Raw genomic sequence first — 21,946 nt, 5'->3', positions numbered from 1 at the left:
CGGGCTCAGCCGGCGTCCAGTGGCGCTTCGACCAGGGGCGCCAGCTGCTCCTGGAGCACCTGGTGAGCGTCGTCGAGGAGGGCCGGCAGCCGCTCGTCGCCCGGGGTACGGGAGGCGACCCGGACCCAGGTGCTGCCGCGCATCCCCACCGGCGTGCCGGGCCCACTGATGCTGCCGACCATGAACGCCCCGCCCGGTGCCTCCATCACGCCGGTGACCGAGGCGCACTGCGAGATCAGCTGGACGCACATCGGCTCGGACACCCGCGGCCGCTGCCAGAACCAGAGCTCCACCGTGACGCCGTCGTCGGCCACGTACTCGGCCATGACGGTGCCGGCCTGGTGCTCGGCGTCCTGCAGGTCGACGACCGGGTCCTCCGACCTGACCACCGTGATCTCACCACCGAGGGCTTCCTCCATGACGTTCCGGACCTCCAGCCACGCGTCGGCGACGGCCTCGAGCTGAACGCCGCTGGTGAGGTCGGCGGCGTCGAGGTCCGCGGCGGCCGCGAGCACCGCGTCGGCGATCGCCGCGCCCTCGCCGCGATCCAGCGCCAGTGCGCTGGGCGGGCTGCCCGGCGACGGCTGGTCGCCGGACACTTCGAGCGGAGCGACGCGCCAGTGCACGGTGACGGAGGCGTGGTCGTCCTCCGCGAGCACCGCTGTCGTGTGCAGGTCGTTCAGATCGCCGGCGGCCCGGTAGACGCCGTCGTCGTCACGGCCCTCCGTGCAGTTCAGCCACTGGCTCGGGGTGCCCTCGAGCGGGCCGGGATCGGTGCACGGCCGGTACTCGGGCAGGTCGGTCCGGGTCGGCTCCAACGTCACGACGAGGGGGAAGGCCGCACCGGTGGTGCCGCGCGTCAGGTACACCTCGATACTCGGGCCGGGCGCCGGCACGACCTCGTGTTCGAGGTCCTCGGCGGGGACGACCTCGACACCGGCCGGCAGCGCCGACTCGATCGCGTCCCACATGCGTTGCTTGACCGGGTCGGCGCCGATCTGCGGCGGGTAGTCGGCCGGGTTCCCCGCGCCATCGGCCGACGCCACGTTGTCGCGGTCGTCGTCGAGAACGGCCGGGACCGCCGCCGCGCCGAGGCCGGCGACCGCCAGGACGGCCGCGCCGCCGGCGATGCGGCGGCGCCACAGCCGCCGTACCCGGGCGCGGCCGCGGACCACGTCCTCGTCGGCAACGACAGGCTGGGCCGGCTCGCCGGTCAACGTCTTCTGGAACAGGTCCCTGATCGTGGGCTCGGTCATGACGTCTCCTTCGATTCCGTGAATGCCTCGGAGCCGAGCACGCCGCGCAGCCGCTCCAGGCCGCGCGCCGTCTGGCTCTTGACGTTGCCGGAACTGCAGTTCATGAGGTCGGCGACCTGCTCGACGCCGAGGTCCTCCCAGAACCGCAACACGAGCGTCGCCCGCTGCCGCGGCGGGACGACCGCCAGCGCCGCCAGCAGCCGCTCCCGCGTGTACGGATCGCCGGACTCCGCCGAGTCAGCGGCGGGACGGTCCGGTACGACGTCGACGGCATGCTCCCGCCGCCACGGCCGCCGGGTCCCGTCGATGTGCGCGTTGACGAGGACCCGCCGGGCGTACGCCATCATGTCGCCGCCGCGATGCACCCGCCGCCAGCTCACGTACAGCTTGGTCAGTACCTCTTGGACGAGGTCCTCGGCGGTGTGCCAATCGCCCGTCATCAGGAACGCAGTTCGCAGCAGCGCACGCCGCCGCGCAGTGACGAAGTCCTTGTAAGACGCCTCGTCCGTGTCGTTCATTCACCGCCTCCGCTGCCGTTCCGGGTGAGGTCCTCACCGGGTGCACGGAACGGCGGTGGCTGCGGGTTGCATCGCTGCCTCGCGGGGGCGGTTCAGATGCGGCAGGCCAGGATCTCCGTCACGAGGATGGCCCGCGCGCCGACCGCCCACAGGTCGTCCATCACCTTCTGCGCCTCGGCCCGCGGCACCATGGCCCGGACGGCGACCCAGCCCTCGCGGTGCAGCGGCGACACCGTCGGCGACTCGAGGCCGGGAGTGAGCGCGCTGGCCTCGTCGACGTGGTCGGCGCGGATGTCGTAGTCCATCATCACGTAGCCGCGGGCGACCATGACGCCGTTGAGGCGGCGCAGCAGCAGCTCGATGGCGGGCGGACGCTCGCCGCCGGCGCGGGCGATGAGGACGGCCTCGGAGCGCAGGATCGGCTCGCCGATGACCTCCAGCCCGGCCTGCCGCAGCGTCGTCCCTGTCTCGACGACGTCCGCGATGACGTCGGCGACGCCCAGCTGCACGGCCGTCTCGACGGCGCCGTCGAGCCGCACCACCGACGCGTCGACGCCGCGGTCGGCGAGGTAGTCGCGCACGAGCCCCGGGAACGACGTGGCGACCCGCAGGCCGCCGAAGTCGGACACCTTCTCGGCGGTGCCCGGGCGGGTCGCGAAGTGGAAGCTGGAGCCGCCGAAGCCGAGCGGCAGCAGTTCCTCGGCCGACGCGCCGGAGTCGAGCAGCAGATCGCGCCCCGTGATCCCGGCGTCGACCGTCCCCGCCCCCACGTACACCGCGATGTCGCGCGGGCGCAGGTAGAAGAACTCGACGTCGTTGTCGGGATCGCGCAGCACCAGTTCACGCCCGCCGTCGGCGCGCTGCCGGTAGCCGGCCTCGCGCATCATCTCTGCGGCCGGTCCGGACAGCGAGCCCTTGTTGGGCACGGCGATGCGTAGCGTCATGTCAGAGCCTCTCGTAGACGTCGGCGAGGGTGATGCCGCGGGCGAGCATGAGCACCTGAACGTGGTAGAGCAGCTGCGAGATCTCCTCGGCTGCCCGTTCGGTGCTCTCGTGCTCAGCCGCCATCCACGCCTCGGCGGCCTCTTCCACGACCTTCTTGCCGACGTGATGGACCCCATGGCGGACCGCCTCGACGGTGCCGGAACCGGCCGCACCGGACTCCACCTTCGCCGACAGCTCGACCCAGAGGTCCTCGAAACTCTTCACGTCGCACAAGGGTACGGATACCGTGCCCCTCGCCGCCGCCTGGTTCACGAGCCGGACAGTCCCGGCCGTTCGACCAGCGCTCTTCCGCCCGCGCGGTCGGCTTGCGCGGTCGGCTTGCGCGGCCGGCTCCCTCGTCGCCCACCGCTCCGCCTCAGGCGCCGCGTGCCAGCGTGTGCGCCGCTTCCGCCCCGCGCCCGTTCGCCGCCCGCCGGCGCGCGAGCTGCCCCCACCCGCCTCAGACGTCCCAGCCAGCGCGCGGACAGCCCCGCCGCCTCACACGTCACTCACCAGCGCGTGCGCCGCTTCCGCCCCGCCTGCGAGCGTCGCCCATCAGCGCGCCGACCGCCGCCGCCCGCCTCAGGCGCCACCCGCCAGCGCGCGGACCGCCTCCGCCCGCCTCAGACGTCGCTCACCTCACCTGCCGCATGTGACGCCCCACCCGCCTCAGGCGTAGCAGGCGCGCAACGCGACGACCGTGGCAAGCGCGGCTTGCGTCGCCTCGTAACCTTTGTCCTCCTTGGACCCCGGGAGCCCGGCCCGAGCCAGCGCCTGCGCTTCGTCGTCGCAGGTCAGGACGCCGAAGCCGACCGGGACCCCGGTGTCGACGGCGACCCGGGTGAGGCCGTCGGTAGCCGCCTGGCAGACGTAGTCGAAGTGCGGCGTTTCGCCCCGGACCACCACGCCGAGCGCCACGACGGCCTCGTAGTTGGCCCGCGCCAGCCGCGCCGCGACGACGGGCAGCTCGAACGATCCCGGCACCCGCAGGATCAGCGGGTCGTGCACCCCGGCCTCGCCCAGCGCCCGCTGCGCACCGGCGATCAGGCCGTCCATGACCTGCTGATGCCACAGCGACGCGACGACCGCGACCCGGAGGTCGCCCACCTTGCCCACCTGCAGTTCGGGCGCGCCCTGACCACTCATCGTCCGGTGTCCTCTCGTTCCGCGGAATCCTCAGAGCCTGGTAGCTCAGAGATTGGCAGATCGCCCAGCTCGTGACCCATGCGGTCCCGCTTCGTCGTCAGGTACCGCAGGTTCTCGGGGTTGACGGCGACCGGCAGGTCGACCCGCTCGGCCAGCTTGAGCCCGTACCCCTCGACGCCGGTCAGCTTGGCCGGGTTGTTCGTCATGAGCGCGATGGTGCGCACGCCGAGGTCGGCGAGGATCTGCGCGCCCGTCCCGTAGTCGCGGGCGTCGGCGGGCAGGCCCAGCTCGACGTTGGCGTCGACGGTGTCGAGACCGCCGTCCTGCAGCTCGTACGCCTGCAGCTTGTGCGCCAGCCCGATGCCGCGGCCCTCGTGACCGCGCAGGTACACGACGACGCCGCGGCCGGCGCCGGCGACGAGGTCCATGGCGGCGCGCAACTGCGGGCCGCAGTCGCAGCGCAGCGAGCTGAACGCGTCGCCCGTCAGGCACTCGGAATGCAGTCTGACCAGCACCGCCTCGTCGCCCACCGCGTCGGCCCCGACGTCGCCCATGACCATGGCGACGTGCTCGCTCCCGTCGAGGACGTCGCGGTAGGCGTGCGCCGTGAATGTGCCGTGAACCGTCGGCAGGCGGGTCGAGGCGACCCGTTCGATCTGCCGCTCGGTGCGGCGGCGGTACCGGATGAGGTCGGCGATGGAGATCATCGCCAGCCCGTGCTCGTCGGCGAACTCGCGCAGCGCCGGCGCCCGCATCATCGAGCCGTCGTCGTGGACGATCTCGCACAGCACGCCCGCGGGCGTCAGGCCGGCCAGCCGAGCGAGGTCGACCGCGGCCTCGGTGTGCCCGGGACGGGTGAGCACGCCGCCCTCGCGCGCACGCAGCGGGAACACGTGCCCCGGCCGGCTGAGCTCGTACGCCTCCGTCGCGGAGTCGGCCAGCACCCGCGCCGTGTGGGCCCGCTCGGCCGCTGAGATGCCGGTCGTGATGCCGTGCCGCGCGTCGACGGACACGGCGAACGCGGTGCCCTTGCGGTCCTCGTTGACGACGGTCATCGGCGGGAGGTCGAGCCGGTCGAGCTCGCCGCCGAGCATCGGGACGCAGATGACGCCCGACGTGTGCCGGATGGTGAACCCCATCAGCTCCGGTGTGGCCTTGGCGGCGGCGAAGATCAGGTCGCCCTCGTTCTCCCTGTCCTCGTCGTCGACGACGACCACCGCCTTGCCCGCGGCGATGTCGGCGATCGCCCGCTCGACGGTGTCCAGTTGCACGGTCATGCGTCCACCTCTGTCGTGTTCTCGCCGGTCACGCCCGTTCCGTTCGCCCCGCTGGCCTCACCTGTGCCGCCAGCCTCGCTGGCCCCGCCGGCCCCGCCGGCCCCGCCGGCCTCGCCCGTTCCGCTCGCCAGAAGCCGCTCGACGTACTTCGCGACCACGTCGACCTCGAGGTTCACGCCGTCGCCCGGTTGCCGGCGGCCGAGCGTCGTCAGCTCGAGCGTGGTCGGGATCAGGCTCACCTCGAACCAGTCCGCGCCGAGCCCGGATACCGTCAGCGAGACACCGTCGACGGCGATCGATCCCTTCTCCGCGACGTAGCGCAGCAGGCCGGCGGGCGCGCCGATGCGGACGACCTCCCAGCGGCTGCCCGGCGTGCGCGACACCACCGTGCCGACGCCGTCGACGTGGCCCTGCACGATGTGGCCGCCGAGCCGGTCGCTGGCCCGCACCGCCCGCTCGAGGTTGACGACGTTGCCGGTGCTCAGCTTCGCCAGCGTGCTGCGGTCGAACGTCTCACGCATGACGTCGACGGTGAAGGTGTCGCCGTCGATGGCGGTGACGGTCAGGCAGACGCCGTCGACGGCGATGGACGCGCCGTGCACGGCGTCCTCGGCGACCTTCGGGCCGCGGACGGTGAGCCGCCCGTCGTCGGCGTCGCCCTCGATGGCGACGAGTTCGCCCAGTTCCTCGACGATCCCGGTGAACATGGCCTCACGCCTTCCTGTGGTCGTGCGGGGTTGCGGTGATACGCAGATCGGGCCCGACCATCCGCACGTCGGCGACATCCAGCCTGATCGCGGCGTCGATGGTGTTCACGCCGGCGTCGGCCAGCGCGGCCGGTCCGGCGCCGAGCAGCGCGGGCGCGACGTAGCCGACGACCCGGTCGATCAGACCGGCCCGCCAGAACGCCCCGGCCAGCGTCGGGCCGCCTTCGAGCAGGACATAGCGCTGGCCGCGCTCGTACAACCGGGTCAGGAGCCTGGCGAGGTCGACGCGCCCATCAGCGGTCGCGCCGACCTCCTCGGCCGTCGCAATCCACGTCTCCGCCTCGTCGTCGCGCACCCTCGCCGACGCCGGCGTCGTCCCCCCACTGTCGACGACGACCCGCAACGGCTGCACCACGGCCGGCCCACCCGGCGCCACGGCAGCCTGCGCCGGGCGGCCACCGCCTGCCCCAGCGCCGCCGGTCGCGCCGGCAGCATTGGTCAAGGCAGCGTCGGTCAAGGCAGCGCCGCCGTCGGCCATCACAGCGCCGGCGTTGGCGAGCGGGAAGGCGTCGGTTCCAGCGCCGCCGGGCATCGGGCCGCCTACGGTTTCGGCGCCGCCGGGCACCGTCGCATCCACCCTTTCGGCACCCACGACACCGCCGGCGGCGGCAACCGCGGCCGCCGAGCCGGCAGCATCGGCCGCACCAGCAGCGCCGGCCACGTCGGCCACGTCGGCCACGCCAGCAGCGTCGGCCACGCCAGCAGCGTCGGCCGCGCCGGTCGCGTCGGCCGCGCCGGTCGCGTCGGTCGTGCCAGCGGCATCGGTCGCGTCGTCCGCGGCGAGGCGGACGGTGAGCCGCGGATCGTCCGCCCGCACGGTACCCGCCCCCACGACCACGGTGTCGACAGCGGCGCGGAGCCGGTGTACGTCGGCGCGGGCCTCGGGTCCGGTGATCCAGCGGCTGGTGCCGTCGGCGGCCGCGCTTCGCCCGTCGAGCGTCGCGGCGAACTTCCAGACCACGAACGGCCGATGGGTGCGGAACGGCGTGAGCCAGCGCGCGTTCGCTTCGGCCGCCTCGTCCGCCAGCACGCCCAGTTCCGTGTCCACGCCGTGCGCCCGCAGCGTCGCCGCGCCCCCGGCGGCGACCGGGTTCGGATCGGCGACCGCCACGACCACGCGCGCGATGCCGGCCTCGATCAGCGCCTGCGTGCACGGACCGGTGCGCCCGGTGTGATCGCACGGTTCCAGCGTGACGACGGCGGTGCCGCCACGGGCTCGTTCGCCGGCCTGGGTGAGCGCGTCGACCTCGGCATGCGGTCCGCCGGGCCGGGCGTGCCAGCCATCGCCCACCGTCGCGCCGGTCGCGTCGAGGATGACGCAGCCGACGTCGGGATTGGGCGGCGTCGTGGAGGCGCCGTTCAAGGACAGCTCGATGGCGCGGCGCATGGCCGTCAGCTCCACCGGACTCGCCACCGGTCCTCCTCGCCTCGTCGGGCGAGCTCCGGGGCGGACGCGGGTGCGCCACAGACGACCGGCTCGGCGGTACGGACGCGCACCAGGGCGCGACCTGCCGAGACGGCCGCGCGTGCTGCCTCCCATCCGGACTTTCACCGTCGGTCCCGGAGTTCCACCGGGTCAACCGTCCGTCGCCCGCTGGTGCGGACGCCGGCCGGGTCGCGGACTGTCACCGCCGGTTCGGACTTTCACCGACCCCGGAGCACGCGTCGTGTCTCTTGAAGCCTAACCGCCACCGCGCGGAACGCATTCCCCAGCCACGCTCCGTGCTTCTTGTCACATGGGGATCACCTCCTGACCCTCGTCACCTCGCTGCCGGATCGCCTGTCGTCTCCCCAGCTCAGACCACCTCCCAGTCGTCAGCCGCCGACGGCGCCAAGACCGACCAGAGGTCGGCGAGGGCGGGCACGTCGACGGCGAGCGGCCACGGGTGGTCGGTACTGAATCTCGCCGACGTGGCCGGAGTCCGTTCCGCGTACGCGCCCGTCGCCGCGTCGCGGCGCAGCTCGGTGACCTCGACATCGGGCGGACGACGCCGCGGGGTCACGATCCAGTACGCCGGCACGCCCGCCCGTGCGTACAACGCCCGTTTCGTCACGGTGTCGCGGAGCGCCGACGTGGACGACACCACCTCCACCACCAATGTCAGCGCACCGACCGGGATGGGCGTGGTCTCGGCCAGCGCCACCTGGGCCACCACGACGTCCGGCCGCACCTCGTCGTGCACGCCAATGCGCACCGGCTGACCGCGATCGACGATCTGCGGACTGCCCCGGTTGGCGACCTCGAGGGTGTTCGCCAGCCACCGCCAGACCACGGTCTCGGCGACGGACGGCGGCGGCGACACCTGGACGCACCCCTCGATGACCTCGTAGCGCGGCCCGCCGTCGGGCAGGGCACGGAGGTCGGCGGCTCGGTAGCCGCGTGATCCGGGCGAGTGGGCCAGCAACTGGGCAACGTTCACGACGACTCCTCGGGGGTGCTGTACGCCTGCCGGCGCAGCGCGGACGATCCGCGACTCACACCACGCTAAGCAGCTCGAACGCCGGTTGTCGCCTCGAAATCCGGGTTCGGCGGTTGCCCGTTTCCGGGCAAGTTTGCCCGACCGAATCGAGCCCGTCCGGGCTAACTTCCGGGCTAACTCGCGCCCTTCGAAACGCCGGAGAGGACGCATGACGAGGCCAGGATTTCCTGTGAGTCCGGCCGCCCCGGCCCGTCCCGCCGCCGGCTCGACACCGGGCAACCGGCCCCACCAAAGGCCCGGCTCACAGAGTTCTCCCAGAAGCTCTCCGGAACCGCCCGGATCGGGCGGTCACGATCGCCTCATGACGACGATCGAGGTACGCGGACTGACCAAACGCTACGGACCCGACACCGTGGTGGACGACGTCTCGTTCACCGTCGAACCCGGCCAGGTGACCGGGTTCCTCGGGCCGAACGGCGCCGGCAAGTCCACCACGATGAAGATGATCACGGGGCTGGCCGCGCCGACCCACGGCTCGGTGACCATCGGCGGCCGCCGCTACCGCGACCTGCCCGTCCCGCTGACGACGGTCGGCGCGCTGCTCGACGCCGGCGCCGTCCACGGTGGCCGGACCGCCCGCGACCACCTGCTGGCGCTCGCGCTGAGCAACGGGCTCCCCCGCCGCCGGGTCGACGAGGTGCTGGCGCGGACCGGGCTCGACGGCGTGGCCGGCAAGCGCGCCGGTGGGTTCTCGCTGGGCATGCGGCAGCGGCTCGGCATCGCGGCGACCCTGCTCGGCGATCCGCAGGCGCTGATCTTCGACGAGCCGGTGAACGGGCTGGACCCCGGGGGCATCCGGTGGATCCGCGATCTCATGCGCTCGCTCGCGCGAGAAGGGCGGTCGGTGCTGGTGTCCAGCCACCTGATGAGCGAGATGGCGCAGAGTGCCGACCACCTCGTCGTCATCGGCCGCGGCCGGGTCATCGCGGACACCGGCATGAGCGAGTTCCTGCGCGCGAGCGGCGAGGGCACCGTCGTCGTCCGCACGCGCGAGCCGGGCGCGTTCGCCCTGCGGCTGACCGCCGCCGGCGCCACCGTCCGCGAAGGACTGGAGTCGTCGCTGGTCGTTTCCGGCATGAGCAGCGACGACGTCGGCGCGCTCGCCGCCTTCCACGGCGTCGCGCTCAGCGAGCTCACCCCGCAGCGCGCCTCGCTCGAGGACGCCTTCATGGAGCTGACCAGGGACAGCGTCCAGTACCAGGGGGTGGCCGCATGAGCACCCTGGCCACGGCACGCGCAGTGACGTTCGCCGACACCCTGCGCGCGGAGTGGGTCAAGCTCCGCAGTCTCCGGTCGACCTGGTCGACGCTGGCCTGCCTCTTCGGCGTCGGGCTCGGTGTCACGGCGCTGGCGATGAGCTCGGCCGGGACCGACTATGCGGAGGCGACCGCGGCGGAGCGGGCCGCCTGGGACCCGACCAACCTCAGCCTGACGACGTACATCGTCGCGCAGCTCATCATCGGCGTCCTGGGCATCCTGGTCGTCACGTCCGAGTACGCCACCGGCCTGATGCAGACGTCGCTGATGGCGACGCCGCGCCGGAGCCGGCTGCTGGCGGCCAAGGTGGCGGTGGCCGCCGCGGTCGCCGTCGTGGCCGGTCAGCTGCTGATGCTCGCGTCGTTCCTGCTCGGGCAGGCGATGCTGAGCGCGCAGGACGTGCCGTCGGCGTCGCTCGGCGATCCCGGCGTGCTGGCGGCCGTCGGCGGTGGCGGGCTGTACCTGACGGCGATCGCGCTGCTCGCGGCCGGTCTGGGCACGATCATGCGGGCGACCGCGGGTGCGCTGGCCACGCTCGTCGGGATCGTGTTCCTGGTGCCCGCGCTCGCCGGGCTGTTCCCGTCGTGGCTGCAGGGCCTCGTCGACGTGTGGCCGACGCGAGGTGCGGCCGCGGTGTTCGCGACGGTGCCGGACCCCGAGTATCCGCACCCCTGGCTGAACCTGGGCGGAATGTGCCTGGGCGTGGTCGCCGTGCTGGTCGCGGCGTTCGTCGTCTTCCGTCGCCGCGACGTGTGACGTGGCGGTGCGGCCACGGGACGTCGGCGCCGGTCTGGTCGCGGGCGCGGCGGCGCTGCTGACGATGGCGGGCGTCGCCGCGGCCGGGTTGTTCCTGCTCGACGCGGGCCGGATCGGCGAGGTCGGTGCGCTGACGGCGGCCGTGGTCGGGCTGGCCGCGGGTGGCCGGGCGACCCTGACGACGACGGCGCCGGGCGAGTTCCCGATTCCGCTGCGGGCCGGGGTCGAGGTGCTGCCGCTCGGGGTGACGATCGCGGGCGCGGTGGTGCTCGGCGTGCTGGTGCTGCGGCGCGGCCGGGACGGGTTCGGCGTGCGCGGCGTCTCCGCGACGGTGGCCGTGGCGGCCGGGCTGCTGGCGGTGGCGCAGCTGGCCAGCGGGAACGTGACGGTCTCGCTCCCGGCCGACGCGACGACCGCGGCGAATAGCCCGGTGCCGACCGGAGTGGTGAAAGGCGACGGCGCGCCGACGAGGGCCGGCGGCCTCGCCACGGCGACCGGCCACACGCCCGCGGAAGGCCGGCTGACCAACGCAGCGCCGACGAAGGCCGGCGGCCTCGCCGCGGCGGCCGGCACCACGCCCACAGGAGGCCGGCTGGCCGACGCTGCGTCAGCGGGGGCCGGTGGGGTCGATGCGGCAGCCGGCACAGCACCCGCCGACGGGTGCTTGGACGGCGGCGGGGTGCCGTTCGGCGAGGGTGGATCGGCCGGCCCCTTGGACGTCGGGTACTCGATCGCCGGCGGCCGGGTGGCGGTGACCGGGGCGGCGGGTGCGGCGGCGGTCGTCGGGGTGGGGTGGCTGGTGCTGCGGTTCGGCGGATCGACGCGGCGAACGCGGGCCGGGTGGTGGGCGGTGGCCGGAGCCGCCGTCGTCGGGACGGGGATGGCGGCCGCCGGCGGGCGCGAGGCCGCGGGCGGGCTGCTGCTGATGCTGCCGCTCGCGGTGGCCGGGGCGCTGCCGGCCGGGCTCGGGGTGCCGGTGACGGTGCGGGCGGACGGTGTGCTGGGGTGCGCTCTGGACGGCGCCGCGCCGATGGTCTCGACGACGCCACTGAGGTGGGTGTCGGGTACGGCGCTGCTCGCGCTCGGCGTGCTCGTCGCCGCGACGGCACGGCGGCAGGGAGGCCGGTCCCACCAGCAGCCGCACAGTAGAACCTGGCGCGGGGCGCCAACCATGCGGCGCGGGCCGCACCACCAGCCACACAGCGAAGCCCGGCCCGGGCCGCCAACCAAGCGGCGCGGACCGCACCACCAGCCGCACAGCGACACCAGGCGCGCAGCGCCAACCAAGCGGCGCGGGCCGCACCACCAGCCGCACAGCGAAGCCTGGCGCGGGCTGCTGGTCGTCGGCGGGATGGGGGTGGCGACGGGGGCCGGGCTGGCCGTGATGGCGATGCTCACGACCGTGAACGTCGACGTGGGGGTGGGCGGGCTGGACCTGCTCGACGCCGCCTTGGGCGCCGACCCGCCGGCCGCGCTCGCCACAGGCGCGCTGGTGGGCGCCGCCGCGGGCGCGGCCGGAGTCGCCGTCGTGCGGGCGGCGGGGGCGCTGCCTTCACTACCCTGGCGATCGTGGAAGGACCGGGCCCGGCCATGACGTCGCAGCGGCTGCTCGTGGTCGACGACGAGGCGACGGTCAGGGAACTGCTGTCGGCGGCGCTGCGGTTCGCCGGGTTCGGGGTGTCCTCGGCGGCCACCGGCAGCGAGGCCGTCGCGGCGGCGGAGGCGGAGCCGCCCGACCTGGTGCTGCTGGACGTGATGCTGCCTGACATGGACGGCTTCGAGGTGGTCCGCCGGCTCCGCGAGCTCGCGACCAGGAGCAGGGGGCCCGTGCCCGTCCTTTTCCTGACCGCCCGCGACCGCCAGGCCGACAAGGTCACCGGCCTGTCGCTGGGCGCCGACGACTACGTGACGAAGCCGTTCGACCTGGAGGAGCTGATCGCCCGCATCCGCGCGATCCTGCGCCGCACGTCCGGCAACCCCGCCGACCTCCTCAGAGCGGGGCCGCTGACGCTCGATCCGGCGGGCCACCAGGTGACCCGCAACGGCGCCGCCGTCCGCCTGTCCCCCACCGAGTTCCGGCTGCTCAGGTATTTGATGGAGAACGCCGGGCAGGTGGTGTCGAAGGCGCAGATCCTCGACCGCGTGTGGCGCTACGACTTCGGCGGCGACGCCAGCATCGTCGACACCTACATCTCGTACCTGCGCCGCAAGGTCGACGTCGGGGAACCGAAGCTGATCCGGACGGTGCACGGGGTCGGCTACGTGCTGCGGGAGCCGCGGTGAGGCGGCTGTCACTGCGGTCGCGGCTGCTCCTGCTGACCTCGGGGCTGCTGCTGGCCGGCCTGACGCTGATCAGCGCGGTTGTCGCGAACAACCTGGAGCGCTACCAGCTGGACCGCATCGACGACCAGCTCGAGTCGCTCACCGCGATCCTGACCAGCGTCTCAGCCGGCGGCCCGCCGCAGCCGGTCGACACCGAGGCGCGGCCGGAACTGCTGGACGCCGCGCTCGACCTGATCGGCGCGCCGTACCTGGTGTACCTCGACGCGGACGGGACGGTCGCGGGCGGGCTGCGCACGTCCGGCCTCGACAGCGGCGAGCTGCCGGCCACCGACGAGCTGACCGGGCTGTCCGACGGCACCCCGGTCAGCCTCCCGGCGGCCGACGGCGACGGGCGCTGGCGGGCGGTCGGCGTGACCGCGGCCGGGTGGGACGGGACGGTCGTCGCGGCGGCTCCGCTGGACACGGCGGACGCGACCATCGACCAGCTCCGTGTGACGAGCGTCGTCAGCGGCGGCGTCCTGCTGGTGCTGCTGACGGCGATCGGCTGGCTCGCGCTGGGCCGGGGGCTGCGCCCGCTGCGCCGCATCGAGCACACGGCGGCCGCGATCGCCGGCGGCGACCTGACCCAGCGCGTCCCCGGCCTGGCCGCGCCGACCACCGAGGTCGGGCACCTCGCGGCGTCCCTCAACACCATGCTCGGCCAGCTGGAACGCGCCTTCGCCGACCGCGCCGAGGGCGAGGCGCGCATGCGCACGTTCCTGTCGGACGTGAGCCACGAGCTGCGCACGCCGCTGGTCGGCATCAAGGGCTCGGCCGAGCTGTACCGCATGGGCGCGCTGCCCGAGCGGGCCGACGTCGACGCGGCGATGCTGCGGATCGATCGCGAGGCCACCCGGCTGGCGGCCCTGACGGAGGACCTGCTGTTGCTGGCCCGGCTGGACGAGGCGCCCGAGGGCCAGCTGGACCGCGCGCCGATGGACCTGCGCACGCTGGCCGGCGACGCCCGTCACGACCTGCGCGCGCTCGACCCGTCCAGAACGGTCGAGCTGACCGGCCCGGACGGAGACGGCGTGCCCGGCCCGGCGCCGGTCGACGCCGACGAGGATCGGCTGCGGCAGGTCGTCGCGAACCTCGTCGGCAACGCCGTCGCGCACACGCCGCCGGGCAGCGCCGTCCGCATCGGCGTCGGCACCGTCGACGGCCGCGCAGTGCTGGACGTCGTCGACGAGGGCCCGGGTCTCACCGCCGAGCAGGCGGACCGCGTCTTCGACCGGTTCTACCGGGCCAACCGCTCCCGCGACCGGTCCGGCGGCGCCAGCGCGGGGCTCGGGCTGTCGATCGCCCGGTCGCTGGCCCGCGCACACGGCGGCGACGTCGAGGTGCGGACGCGGCTCGGTGCCGGCGCCCGCTTCCGCCTGACGCTGCCCGCGGCCGAGGACTAGTGGGCGGCCTTCGCCGCCAGCTCGCGCAGCTCGGTGACGGCGGCCGCGGCGTCTTCGGCGCCGTACACGGCCGACCCGGCGACGAACACGTCCGCCCCGGCGTCGGCGCAGCGCTCGATCGTCTCGGCCGACACCCCGCCGTCGACCTGGATCCAGACGTCCAGCCCGGACCGCGACACCAGCTCGCGCGCCCGCCGGATCTTCGGCAGGCACACGTCCAGGAACGGCTGGCCGCCGAACCCGGGCTCGACCGTCATGACCAGCAGCATGTCGATCTCGGGCAGGAGGTCGGCCCACGGCTCGACCGGGGTGGCCGGGCGCAGGCCGACGCCGGCCCGCGCCCCGTGCCGGCGCAGCTCACGGGCCAGCCGGACCGGCGCGGCGGCCGCCTCGGCGTGGAACGTGACGTTGTGCGCGCCGGCCTCGGCGTAGGCCGGCGCCCACCGATCCGGCTCGTCGATCATCAGGTGGCAGTCGACGGGCCGGTCGGTGCGGGCCAGGATCGCCTCGACGATCGGCAGGCCGAGCGTGAGGTTGGGGACGAAGTGATTGTCCATGACGTCGACGTGAACGAGCTCGGCGTCGCCCAGGCGGGCGATCTCGGACTCGAGGTTGGCGAAGTCGGACGACAGGATGCTCGGCGCGATCTGAATCCCCACGAGCGCTCAGATTACAGGGTGTGGCTCCCGGGTCTCGGCCGTAGCGAGCGGCGTCCAGGTGGATGCCTCGCAAGGCCGAGGAAGGAGACATAGCGGTGCCTATGGCGACTGACGAGAACGCAGCGAGGCGCCGCTTGGGCGTCGCGCAGTAGGCCATGGACCCGGGAGTCACACCCTAGTGCGACCCGACGCTCACCGGCGTCCGGTGGTGCCGCAGCACGACCAGCGCCTGGACGGCGGCCGCGACCACCATCAGCGCGCCGACCACGCTGGTCACCTCGACGGCCCGGGTGAAGGCGTCCTCGGCGGCCGTGACCAGGGCGGACGCAGCCGGCGCCGGCAGCGTGCCGGCGAGGTCGACCGCACCGCCCAGCGTCTCGCGCGCCTGCGCCAGCGCGGCGCCGTCGACGCCGCTCACCGCGCCCAGCGACGATCCGTACACCGCGGTGAGCAGGCTGCCGAGCACCGCGGTGCCCATGCCGCCGCCGACCTCGTACGCCGTCTCCGACACGGCCGCGGCGGCACCGGCGCGGTCCGGGTCGACGGAGGCCATGATGACGTTGTTGGTGATCGTCTGCACCAGCCCGACACCGGCGCCGACCAGCACGAACGCCACCATCACCAGCCCGGCGCCGAAGCCGCGGCCGGCCAGCACCATCAGGGCGAACCCGGTCGCCACGACCATCAACGCGCCGAACAGCAGGTACGGCATCGGCAGCCGGCGCATCAGCGGCACGGCGAACAGCCCGGTCACGATCGCCAGCGCCAGCCCCGGCACCAGCACCAGCCCGGACCGCAGCGGCTCCAGCCCCAGCACGATCTGCAGGTACTGCGTCATGAAGAACAGCGCGCCGATCATCGCGAACGTCGTCAGCAGGTTCGTCATGACGGACGCCCGGAACGCGGGCCGCGAGAACAGCCCGAGGTCGAGCAGCGGCGTCTCCAGCTGCCGCTGCCGCCGGACGAACGCGACACCGACCAGCACGCCCGCCACCAGGGCGGCGCCGTACCCGAACGCCAGCCCGTGCTTGGCCAGCCCCTTGATCCCGTACACCGCCAGCAGCATCGCGACCAGCGACAGCCCGGCGCTGGGGAGGTCGTACCGGCCCGGCGCGGGGTTGCGCGACTCGGGCACGAGGAACGGCGCGAAGATCAGCAGCAGCGCCAGCACCGGCAGCGCGACCAGGAACACCGAGCCCCACCAGAAGTGCTCCAACAGCCAGCCGCCGACGATCGGGCCGAGCGCGGCGCCGGCGGAGAACATCGTGGCCCAGATGGCGATCGCGAGCGTCCGCTGCCGCGCGTCGTGGAAGATGTTGCGGATGAGCGACAGTGTCGACGGCATCAGCGTCGCCCCGGCGACGCCGAGCAGGGCGCGCGCCACGATCAGCATCTCCGGCGACGTCGAGTACGCCGCCAGCACCGATGCCACGCCGAACGCCGTCGCACCGGCCAGCAGCAGCTTGCGCCGTCCGATCCTGTCGCCGAGCGTGCCGGCCGTCACCAGCAGCCCCGCGATCATGAAGCCGTACACGTCGACGATCCACAGCAGCTGGGTGCCCGTCGGCGCGAGATCCTCGCTGAGGTGCGGGACCGCGAAGCTGAGCACCGTCATGTCGACCGAGATGAGCAGGACCGGCAGCAGCAGTACGACGAGGGCGCCCCATTCGCGCGGCCCCGCCAGCACTCGCTGCTCCATCATCGTCATCGCAACACCCTCCGAGGTAAGCTAAACCGTCCGGACGGTACAGTAACACCGTCAGAATCGAGGTTCATCCCCTATGCCGCGCCCTTCTTCTCGCGATCGCATCCTCGACGCGCTCGAGCGCATCCTCGTCGACACCGGCCTGCACGCGGTGACGCTGGAGTCCGTCGCCGAGAAGGCCGGAGTCTCGAAGGGCGGCCTGCTCTACCACTTCCCCAGCAAGGAAGCGCTGATCACCGGGCTGGCCCGGCGGCTGGCCGAGGCGGTCGAGGCGGAGTTCGAGCAGGCCGAACGCACCGACGACGTCGTCGGGTTCTTCCTGCGCACGTCGGTGCCGTCGTCGGAGGACGGCGCCGTCTACTGGTCCCTGCTGGCGGCGTTGCGCACCAACGACGTCGCCAGCGAGGAGGCCCGGCGGCTGGTGATGTACTGCTTCGTCCGGTGGGCGGAGATCCTGCGCGAGCACATCGACGACCCCGTGACGGCCGAGATCGTGCGGCTGGTCGGAGACGGCCTGTACCTGAGCGCGCTGGCCGGGCTGCCGATGCCGGACCCCGCCCTGCTGGACGAACTCCGGCACCGGCTGACGCGCGACGCAAAGGCGGGCACGTCGCCTTGACGGGCGCGGCGCCGGGCGGTAGGCATGACCCGCCCGGCCCGGGTGGGGCCCACCCTACGGGCGGGCACCGACACCCTCGCGCCGCGAACCTCGCCCGCCGACCTCACACCACGACCGGCTGGACGAGGGACTCACTCGGCTAGGAGACGACCGCCGGCTCGACGTCGACCGGGAGCTGCGTCTCCTGCTGCCGGCTGACGGCCGCCGCGACCAGCCCGGTGAACAGCGGGTGCGGGCGGGTCGGCCGCGACTTCAGCTCGGGGTGCGCCTGGGTGGCGACGAAGAACGGGTGGACGTCGCGGGGCAGCTCGACGAACTCGACCAGCGTGCCGTCGGGCGACGTGCCGGACACCACGAGCCCGGCCTTGACCAGGCGGTCGCGGTGCTCGTTGTTCACCTCGAAGCGGTGCCGGTGCCGCTCGGTGACGCGGCTCGCGCCGTACAGCTCGCGCGCCAGCGTCCCCTCCCCCAGCACCGCCGGGTACGAGCCCAGCCGCATGGTGCCGCCGAGGTCGCCCTGACCGGCGACGATGCCCTTCTGGTCTTCCATGGTCGCGATGACCGGCTCGGGCGTGTCGGGGTCGAACTCGGCCGAGCTGGCCTGCACCAGACCGGCCTCGGACCGGGCGTACTCGATGACCATGCACTGCAGGCCCAGGCACAGGCCGAGCGTCGGCAGCTGGTGCTCGCGGGCGTACCGGATGGCGCCGATCTTGCCCTCGATGCCGCGGATGCCGAACCCGCCCGGGATGACGACGCCGTCGACGTCGCCGAGCTGGGCGGCGGCGCCCTCGGGCGTCTCGCACTCGTCGGACGGCACCCAGCGGATGTGCACCTTGGCGTCGTTGGCGAACCCGCCGGCCCGCAGCGCCTCGGTGACCGACAGGTACGCGTCGGGGAGGTCGACGTACTTGCCGACCAGCGCGACGGTGACGTCGTGGCGCGGGTGGTGGACGCGGCGCAGCAGCTCGTCCCACGCCGTCCAGTCGACGTCGCGGAAGGACAGACCGAGCCGTTTGACGACGTAGGCGTCGAGGCCCTCGGTGTGCAGCACCTTCGGGATGTCGTAGATGGACGGCGCGTCGACGGCGGCCACGACGGCCTCGGCGTCGACGTCGCACATCAGCGAGATCTTCTTCTTCACGCCCGCCGGGATGGGCCGGTCGGACCGGCACACGATGGCGTCGGGTGTGATGCCGACCTGCCGCAGCGCGGCGACGGAGTGCTGCGTCGGCTTCGTCTTCAGTTCGCCCGACGGCGCGAGGTACGGCACCAGCGAGACGTGCAGGAAGAAGCAGCGGTCGCGGCCGACGTCGTGGCGGACCTGCCGCGCGGCCTCGAGGAACGGCAGCGACTCGATGTCACCGACGGTGCCGCCGATCTCGTGGATGACGACGTCGACGTCGCCGTCGCCGATGGAGATCATGCGGTCCTTGATCTCGTTGGTGATGTGCGGGATGACCTGGACGGTGTCGCCCAGGTACTCGCCGCGGCGCTCCTTCGCGATGACGTCGGAGTACACCTGGCCGGTGGTGACGTTGGCCGACTTGGTGAGGTCGCGGTCGAGGAACCGCTCGTAGTGGCCGACGTCGAGGTCGGTCTCGGCGCCGTCCTCGGTGACGAACACCTCACCGTGCTGGAACGGGTTCATCGTCCCGGGGTCGACGTTGAGGTAGGGGTCGAGCTTCTGCATGGTGACCCGCAGGCCGCGGGCGGTGAGCAGGCTCCCCAACGAGGAGGCGGTGAGCCCCTTACCGAGGGAGGAGGCGACTCCTCCGGTCACGAACACATGGGTGGTCGGCTGCAAGGCCAAGAGGGGCTCCCGTGGTCAATCCGTCAACTAGCGGTTCGGCGACGAAACGCTGAACCTTTGCTCCACGGACCTCCAGCCTAACAGTCCCGGAGCACCGCGCGAGCCGACTCGCCGCACCGCGTGTTCGCCGTCGTAGAACTTGATGAGATCTTTCCCCGATCGGGGTGGCTTGCCGATCTTGATCCGGTACGTTTGGCTTCGGCCACTTTCCCCCGTGGTGGCCACCGCCCCCGCCGGACTCGCGGCTGGCGGGGGCGGACCAAACCTGCGTCAACGCCCGGCGAGGTCCCGGCAGAGGTCGGCGACCAGCCGGGCGTTGTCGTCCTCGTCGGGCCAGGTCCCGGCCTGCTTGCGGCCCCGCTCCCCCAGCTCGGCCCGGGCACTCGGGTCGTCGAGCAGGGCGCTGACGGCGTCGGCGACGGCCGCGACGTCGCCCACCGGCACGATCGTGGCGCCGTCGCCGACCAGCTCGGGCACGCCGCCGGCCGCCGTCGTCACCACGGGCAGGCCCACCTGCATGGCCTCCTGGATCACCAGGGGGCGGCCTTCCCAGACCGACGTCAGCACGTAGACGTCGGCGGCGCCCAGCAGGTCGGGGATGTCGGAGCGCCGGCCGAGCAGCCGCACCGGCAGGTCGTCGCGGGCCACGGCCGCGGCCAGCTCGGCCTCCAGGGGGCCGTCCCCGGCCACGACGACCAGCGGCGACGGGGTGCGCCCGGCCCAGCGGGCGGCGGCCGCCAGCAGGACGTCCAGGCCCTTCTGCTCGGCCAGCCGGTTCACCGCCAGCAGCAGCGGGCGGTCCCCGGCGCCCAGCTCGGCCCGGACGGCGTCGGCGTCGCGCTTCGCGGGCTGCACGCGCGGCGCCGCGACCGGGGCCAGCCGGACGTCCGGCGCGCCGAGCTCGCGGGCCCGGGCGACGAGGTCTGACGAGACGCCGAGCGTGACGTCGGCCCGGCGCGCCGCCAGCCGTTCCAGCCCGGCGATCAGCACCCGCTTCGGGCCGGTCGCGATGACGGCGTTGTGCCAGGTGGCCAGCAGCGGGACCCGTCCCGTACGCCGGCGGCCGAGCGCCAGCCCGGACAGTGCGGCGGCCCGGAACCCGTGCGCGTGCACGACGTCGGTGCCGCGGAACGCCCGCCGCAGCGACCGGACCGCCGCGAGGTCGGCCGGCGGGTTCGGCGCGCTGCCGATGCGGACCGGCGCGAACCGGGCCCCGGCGCCGGTGAAGTCGAACCGTTCCTCGGTCTCCGGCGGGCCGGCCACGCCGACCTCGATGCCGAGCCCGCCCAGCCGCTGCACCAGCGACCGCACGTGCATGCCGACGCCCCCCGCCGTCATGCCGACGACGATCGTCAGCCTCATTCGTCCGTCCCTTCTCGAGTCTCGTCAGCGGCGCAGCAGCGCCTTGAGGTCGGTGCGCAGCACCGGCCAGGCCAGGACGCCCGCGACCGCCGTCACCGTCGCCGCGGCCGCCACGCCGGCGACCACCAGCGACGCCGTGGACCCCGGCCCGAACGCCGACGCGACCGCCCACCCGGCCGCCCCGCCCACACCCGCCGCCACCGCGCCCACCACGAACGTCCGCGCCACCCCCGTCAGCGCCACGCCGCCGGAGTCGCGCACGACGCCGGCCAGCAGCAGCACGCCGGCCACGCTCAGCCCGGCCGTGTGCGCCACGCCGAGCGCCGCCGTGGTCCCGTCCTCCCCCACGGACGACGTCAGCGCGACCGCCAGCCCGATGACCACCAGCCAGCCGGCCGCCGTGGCCGCGGCCGCCGTCTTGCCCCGTCCGCGCGCGTACAGGGCCCGGCCCAGGTGCGCGACCAGCCCGTAGCCGACGAGCCCCGGCGCGAACGCCACCAATGCCCACGCCATGCGCTCCGGCGGCGCGTCGCCGGCCCCGATGGCGGCGAAGAACCGCGCCACGGGCCACGCCACCGCCGTCAGCACCGCCGCGCCCAGCAGCGACACCAGCACGACCGCGCGGGTCGAGCGGGCCAGGACCTCCGCGTACGACGAGCGCGACGTCTCGGCGTGCTCGGACAGCCGCGGGAACGCCGCCGTCGCGATCGGGACCGCCAGCACGGCGTACGGCAGCAGGAACACCATCCAGCTGTTCAGGTAGGTCACCGCGCCGCCGGTGCCGCCGTGCTCGTTCGACATCAGGTACGACGTCAGGTACGCCAGCTGCTGCGCGACCAGCGTCACCAGCCCGGCGCCGGCCAGCACGACGGCCCGCCGCCTGACGCCGTCGGGGAAGCGCAGCGTCGGCCGCAGCCCGGTCACCCGCAGCAGCATCGGCAGCAGCGTCGCCAGCGCCAGGGCGAGCACGCCGAGCGTCGTGCCGCCGGCCAGCACCAGCTCGTCGCCGCGGTCGACGGTGCCGAGGTCGTTCGCGTCGCCGGTGAAGACCGCGCCGAACGCCACGTACGCCCCGGCCACCACCAGGCTCGACACCACCGGCGCCAGCGCCGCCGCCAGGAAGCGGCGGTGCGCCTGCAGCGTCCCGGCGGTCACGACGGCGATGCCGTACAGCGGGATCTGCGGCAGGAACAGCAGCAGCATGGAACGCCCGACGGTGACGCCCTCCGAGCCGCCGGCGTCGCCCAGCATGAGCTCCATCAGCGGCCCCGCGATCAGCACGCCGAGCAGCGCCACCGGCACCAGCAGCACCAGCGTCCAGCCGAGCAGCGCCGACACCGTCTGCCGGACGTGCTCGTGGTCGCCCCGCCCGGCCGCGGCGGCCAGCAGCGGGACGACGGCGCCGGCCAGGGCGCCGCCGGCGACGATCTCGAAGACGACGTTGGGGATGGCGTTGGCGGTCGCGTACACGCTGCCGAGCAGCGTCTCGCCGACCTGCGACTGGAAGACCAGCTGGCGGCCGAAGCCGACCACCCGGGCCAGCACGCTGACCACGGCGATCAGCGCCGCGCCCCCGGCGATCCCGGCGGCCGCCCCGGCGGCGACCCGGCGCGCGCTCACCG

General features: G+C 73.9%; 19 protein-coding genes, 2 pseudogenes and 1 riboswitch. Of the genes and pseudogenes, 6 read left to right on the top strand and 15 right to left on the bottom strand.

Annotated features, from left to right (window positions below; all coding sequences use genetic code 11):
• Positions 1 to 5: 5 nt before the first annotated feature.
• The 10 genes and pseudogenes from BLV02_RS10350 to BLV02_RS10310 all read right to left on the bottom strand — a co-directional run bounded on the left by BLV02_RS10350 (position 6) and on the right by BLV02_RS10310 (position 8,368).
• Positions 6 to 1,256, bottom strand: a complete 1,251-nt coding sequence (locus BLV02_RS10350; RefSeq protein ID WP_069112920.1) for a hypothetical protein — start codon at positions 1,254 to 1,256, stop codon at positions 6 to 8.
• Complete coding sequence (locus BLV02_RS10345; protein WP_069112921.1) at positions 1,253 to 1,774, bottom strand: SigE family RNA polymerase sigma factor; 522 nt, start codon at positions 1,772 to 1,774, stop codon at positions 1,253 to 1,255. Before BLV02_RS10345 ends, BLV02_RS10350 begins: the two co-directional genes overlap by 4 nt.
• Before the next feature lie 92 nt (positions 1,775 to 1,866).
• Positions 1,867 to 2,718, bottom strand: coding sequence for an ATP phosphoribosyltransferase (gene hisG, locus BLV02_RS10340; RefSeq protein WP_069112922.1), 852 nt, complete (start codon positions 2,716 to 2,718; stop codon positions 1,867 to 1,869).
• Between the two features lies 1 nt (position 2,719).
• Complete coding sequence (locus BLV02_RS10335) at positions 2,720 to 2,983, bottom strand: phosphoribosyl-ATP diphosphatase (protein ID WP_053208120.1); 264 nt, start codon at positions 2,981 to 2,983, stop codon at positions 2,720 to 2,722.
• Between the two features lie 444 nt (positions 2,984 to 3,427).
• Positions 3,428 to 3,904, bottom strand: a complete 477-nt coding sequence (gene ribH, locus BLV02_RS10330) for a 6,7-dimethyl-8-ribityllumazine synthase (RefSeq protein WP_069112923.1) — start codon at positions 3,902 to 3,904, stop codon at positions 3,428 to 3,430.
• Entirely contained in the window at positions 3,901 to 5,181 is a 1,281-nt protein-coding gene (locus BLV02_RS10325) for a bifunctional 3,4-dihydroxy-2-butanone-4-phosphate synthase/GTP cyclohydrolase II (protein WP_069112924.1), read from the bottom strand. Before BLV02_RS10325 ends, ribH begins: the two co-directional genes overlap by 4 nt.
• The gene (locus tag BLV02_RS10320) at positions 5,178 to 5,888 is read right to left on the bottom strand and encodes a riboflavin synthase (RefSeq protein WP_069112925.1); all 711 of its coding nucleotides are present in this window, start codon (positions 5,886 to 5,888) and stop codon (positions 5,178 to 5,180) included. The genes BLV02_RS10325 and BLV02_RS10320 overlap by 4 nt, the downstream gene beginning before the upstream one ends.
• 4 nt (positions 5,889 to 5,892) lie before the next feature.
• Positions 5,893 to 6,321, bottom strand: a pseudogene (locus BLV02_RS38525) (RibD family protein); the annotation flags it as partial.
• Between the two features lie 255 nt (positions 6,322 to 6,576).
• Positions 6,577 to 7,335 (bottom strand): annotated as a pseudogene (gene ribD / locus BLV02_RS38520) (bifunctional diaminohydroxyphosphoribosylaminopyrimidine deaminase/5-amino-6-(5-phosphoribosylamino)uracil reductase RibD); the annotation flags it as partial.
• Between the two features lie 135 nt (positions 7,336 to 7,470).
• A riboswitch (FMN riboswitch) is annotated at positions 7,471 to 7,614 on the bottom strand.
• 130 nt (positions 7,615 to 7,744) lie between these two features.
• Positions 7,745 to 8,368, bottom strand: coding sequence for a Uma2 family endonuclease (locus BLV02_RS10310; protein ID WP_171906804.1), 624 nt, complete (start codon positions 8,366 to 8,368; stop codon positions 7,745 to 7,747).
• A gap of 361 nt (positions 8,369 to 8,729) precedes the next feature.
• Here BLV02_RS10310 and BLV02_RS10305 point away from each other — a divergent pair, with 361 nt between their 5' ends.
• Genes BLV02_RS10305 through BLV02_RS10285 form a run of 5 tightly spaced genes read left to right on the top strand, consistent with a single transcriptional unit; the run spans position 8,730 to position 14,166 of the window.
• Positions 8,730 to 9,644, top strand: coding sequence for an ABC transporter ATP-binding protein (locus BLV02_RS10305; RefSeq protein WP_069112927.1), 915 nt, complete (start codon positions 8,730 to 8,732; stop codon positions 9,642 to 9,644).
• Positions 9,641 to 10,441 carry an ABC transporter permease gene (locus BLV02_RS10300; protein WP_069112928.1) on the top strand — a complete coding sequence of 267 codons (801 nt, stop codon included), beginning with the start codon at positions 9,641 to 9,643 and terminating at the stop codon, positions 10,439 to 10,441. The genes BLV02_RS10305 and BLV02_RS10300 overlap by 4 nt, the downstream gene beginning before the upstream one ends.
• A 1-nt stretch (position 10,442) precedes the next feature.
• Positions 10,443 to 12,035 (top strand): hypothetical protein, encoded by a 1,593-nt coding sequence (locus BLV02_RS10295; RefSeq protein WP_069112929.1) that lies wholly within the window; start codon positions 10,443 to 10,445, stop codon positions 12,033 to 12,035.
• Positions 12,032 to 12,724 carry a response regulator transcription factor gene (locus BLV02_RS10290; protein WP_069112930.1) on the top strand — a complete coding sequence of 231 codons (693 nt, stop codon included), beginning with the start codon at positions 12,032 to 12,034 and terminating at the stop codon, positions 12,722 to 12,724. The genes BLV02_RS10295 and BLV02_RS10290 overlap by 4 nt, the downstream gene beginning before the upstream one ends.
• Entirely contained in the window at positions 12,721 to 14,166 is a 1,446-nt protein-coding gene (locus tag BLV02_RS10285) for a sensor histidine kinase (protein ID WP_069112931.1), read from the top strand. Before BLV02_RS10290 ends, BLV02_RS10285 begins: the two co-directional genes overlap by 4 nt.
• Here BLV02_RS10285 and rpe read toward each other — a convergent pair.
• Together rpe and BLV02_RS10275 are read right to left on the bottom strand one after the other, a co-directional pair.
• Positions 14,163 to 14,825, bottom strand: coding sequence for a ribulose-phosphate 3-epimerase (rpe, locus tag BLV02_RS10280; RefSeq protein WP_069112932.1), 663 nt, complete (start codon positions 14,823 to 14,825; stop codon positions 14,163 to 14,165). The two genes, BLV02_RS10285 and rpe, sit on opposite strands and share 4 nt — an antisense overlap.
• A gap of 175 nt (positions 14,826 to 15,000) precedes the next feature.
• Complete coding sequence (locus BLV02_RS10275) at positions 15,001 to 16,533, bottom strand: MFS transporter (RefSeq protein WP_069112933.1); 1,533 nt, start codon at positions 16,531 to 16,533, stop codon at positions 15,001 to 15,003.
• A gap of 73 nt (positions 16,534 to 16,606) precedes the next feature.
• Here BLV02_RS10275 and BLV02_RS10270 point away from each other — a divergent pair, with 73 nt between their 5' ends.
• Complete coding sequence (locus tag BLV02_RS10270; protein ID WP_069112934.1) at positions 16,607 to 17,149, top strand: TetR/AcrR family transcriptional regulator; 543 nt, start codon at positions 16,607 to 16,609, stop codon at positions 17,147 to 17,149.
• A gap of 139 nt (positions 17,150 to 17,288) precedes the next feature.
• Here the strand turns inward: BLV02_RS10270 and BLV02_RS10265 are convergent, their stop codons facing one another.
• From BLV02_RS10265 to murJ, 3 genes are all read right to left on the bottom strand, one after another.
• On the bottom strand, positions 17,289 to 18,938 hold the full coding sequence (locus BLV02_RS10265; RefSeq protein WP_069112935.1) for a CTP synthase: 1,650 nt from the start codon (positions 18,936 to 18,938) through the stop codon (positions 17,289 to 17,291).
• Between the two features lie 294 nt (positions 18,939 to 19,232).
• Complete coding sequence (locus tag BLV02_RS10260; RefSeq protein WP_069112936.1) at positions 19,233 to 20,324, bottom strand: glycosyltransferase family 4 protein; 1,092 nt, start codon at positions 20,322 to 20,324, stop codon at positions 19,233 to 19,235.
• Between the two features lie 24 nt (positions 20,325 to 20,348).
• Positions 20,349 to 21,944, bottom strand: a complete 1,596-nt coding sequence (murJ, locus tag BLV02_RS10255) for a murein biosynthesis integral membrane protein MurJ (RefSeq protein WP_069112937.1) — start codon at positions 21,942 to 21,944, stop codon at positions 20,349 to 20,351.
• Between the last annotated feature and the right edge of the window lie 2 nt (positions 21,945 to 21,946).

It is taken from the genome of Jiangella alba (genome assembly GCF_900106035.1).
Classification (GTDB): domain Bacteria; phylum Actinomycetota; class Actinomycetes; order Jiangellales; family Jiangellaceae; genus Jiangella; species Jiangella alba.
Note: the sequence above shows the minus strand (reverse complement) of the source record. Positions and strands in the feature narration are given on the sequence as shown.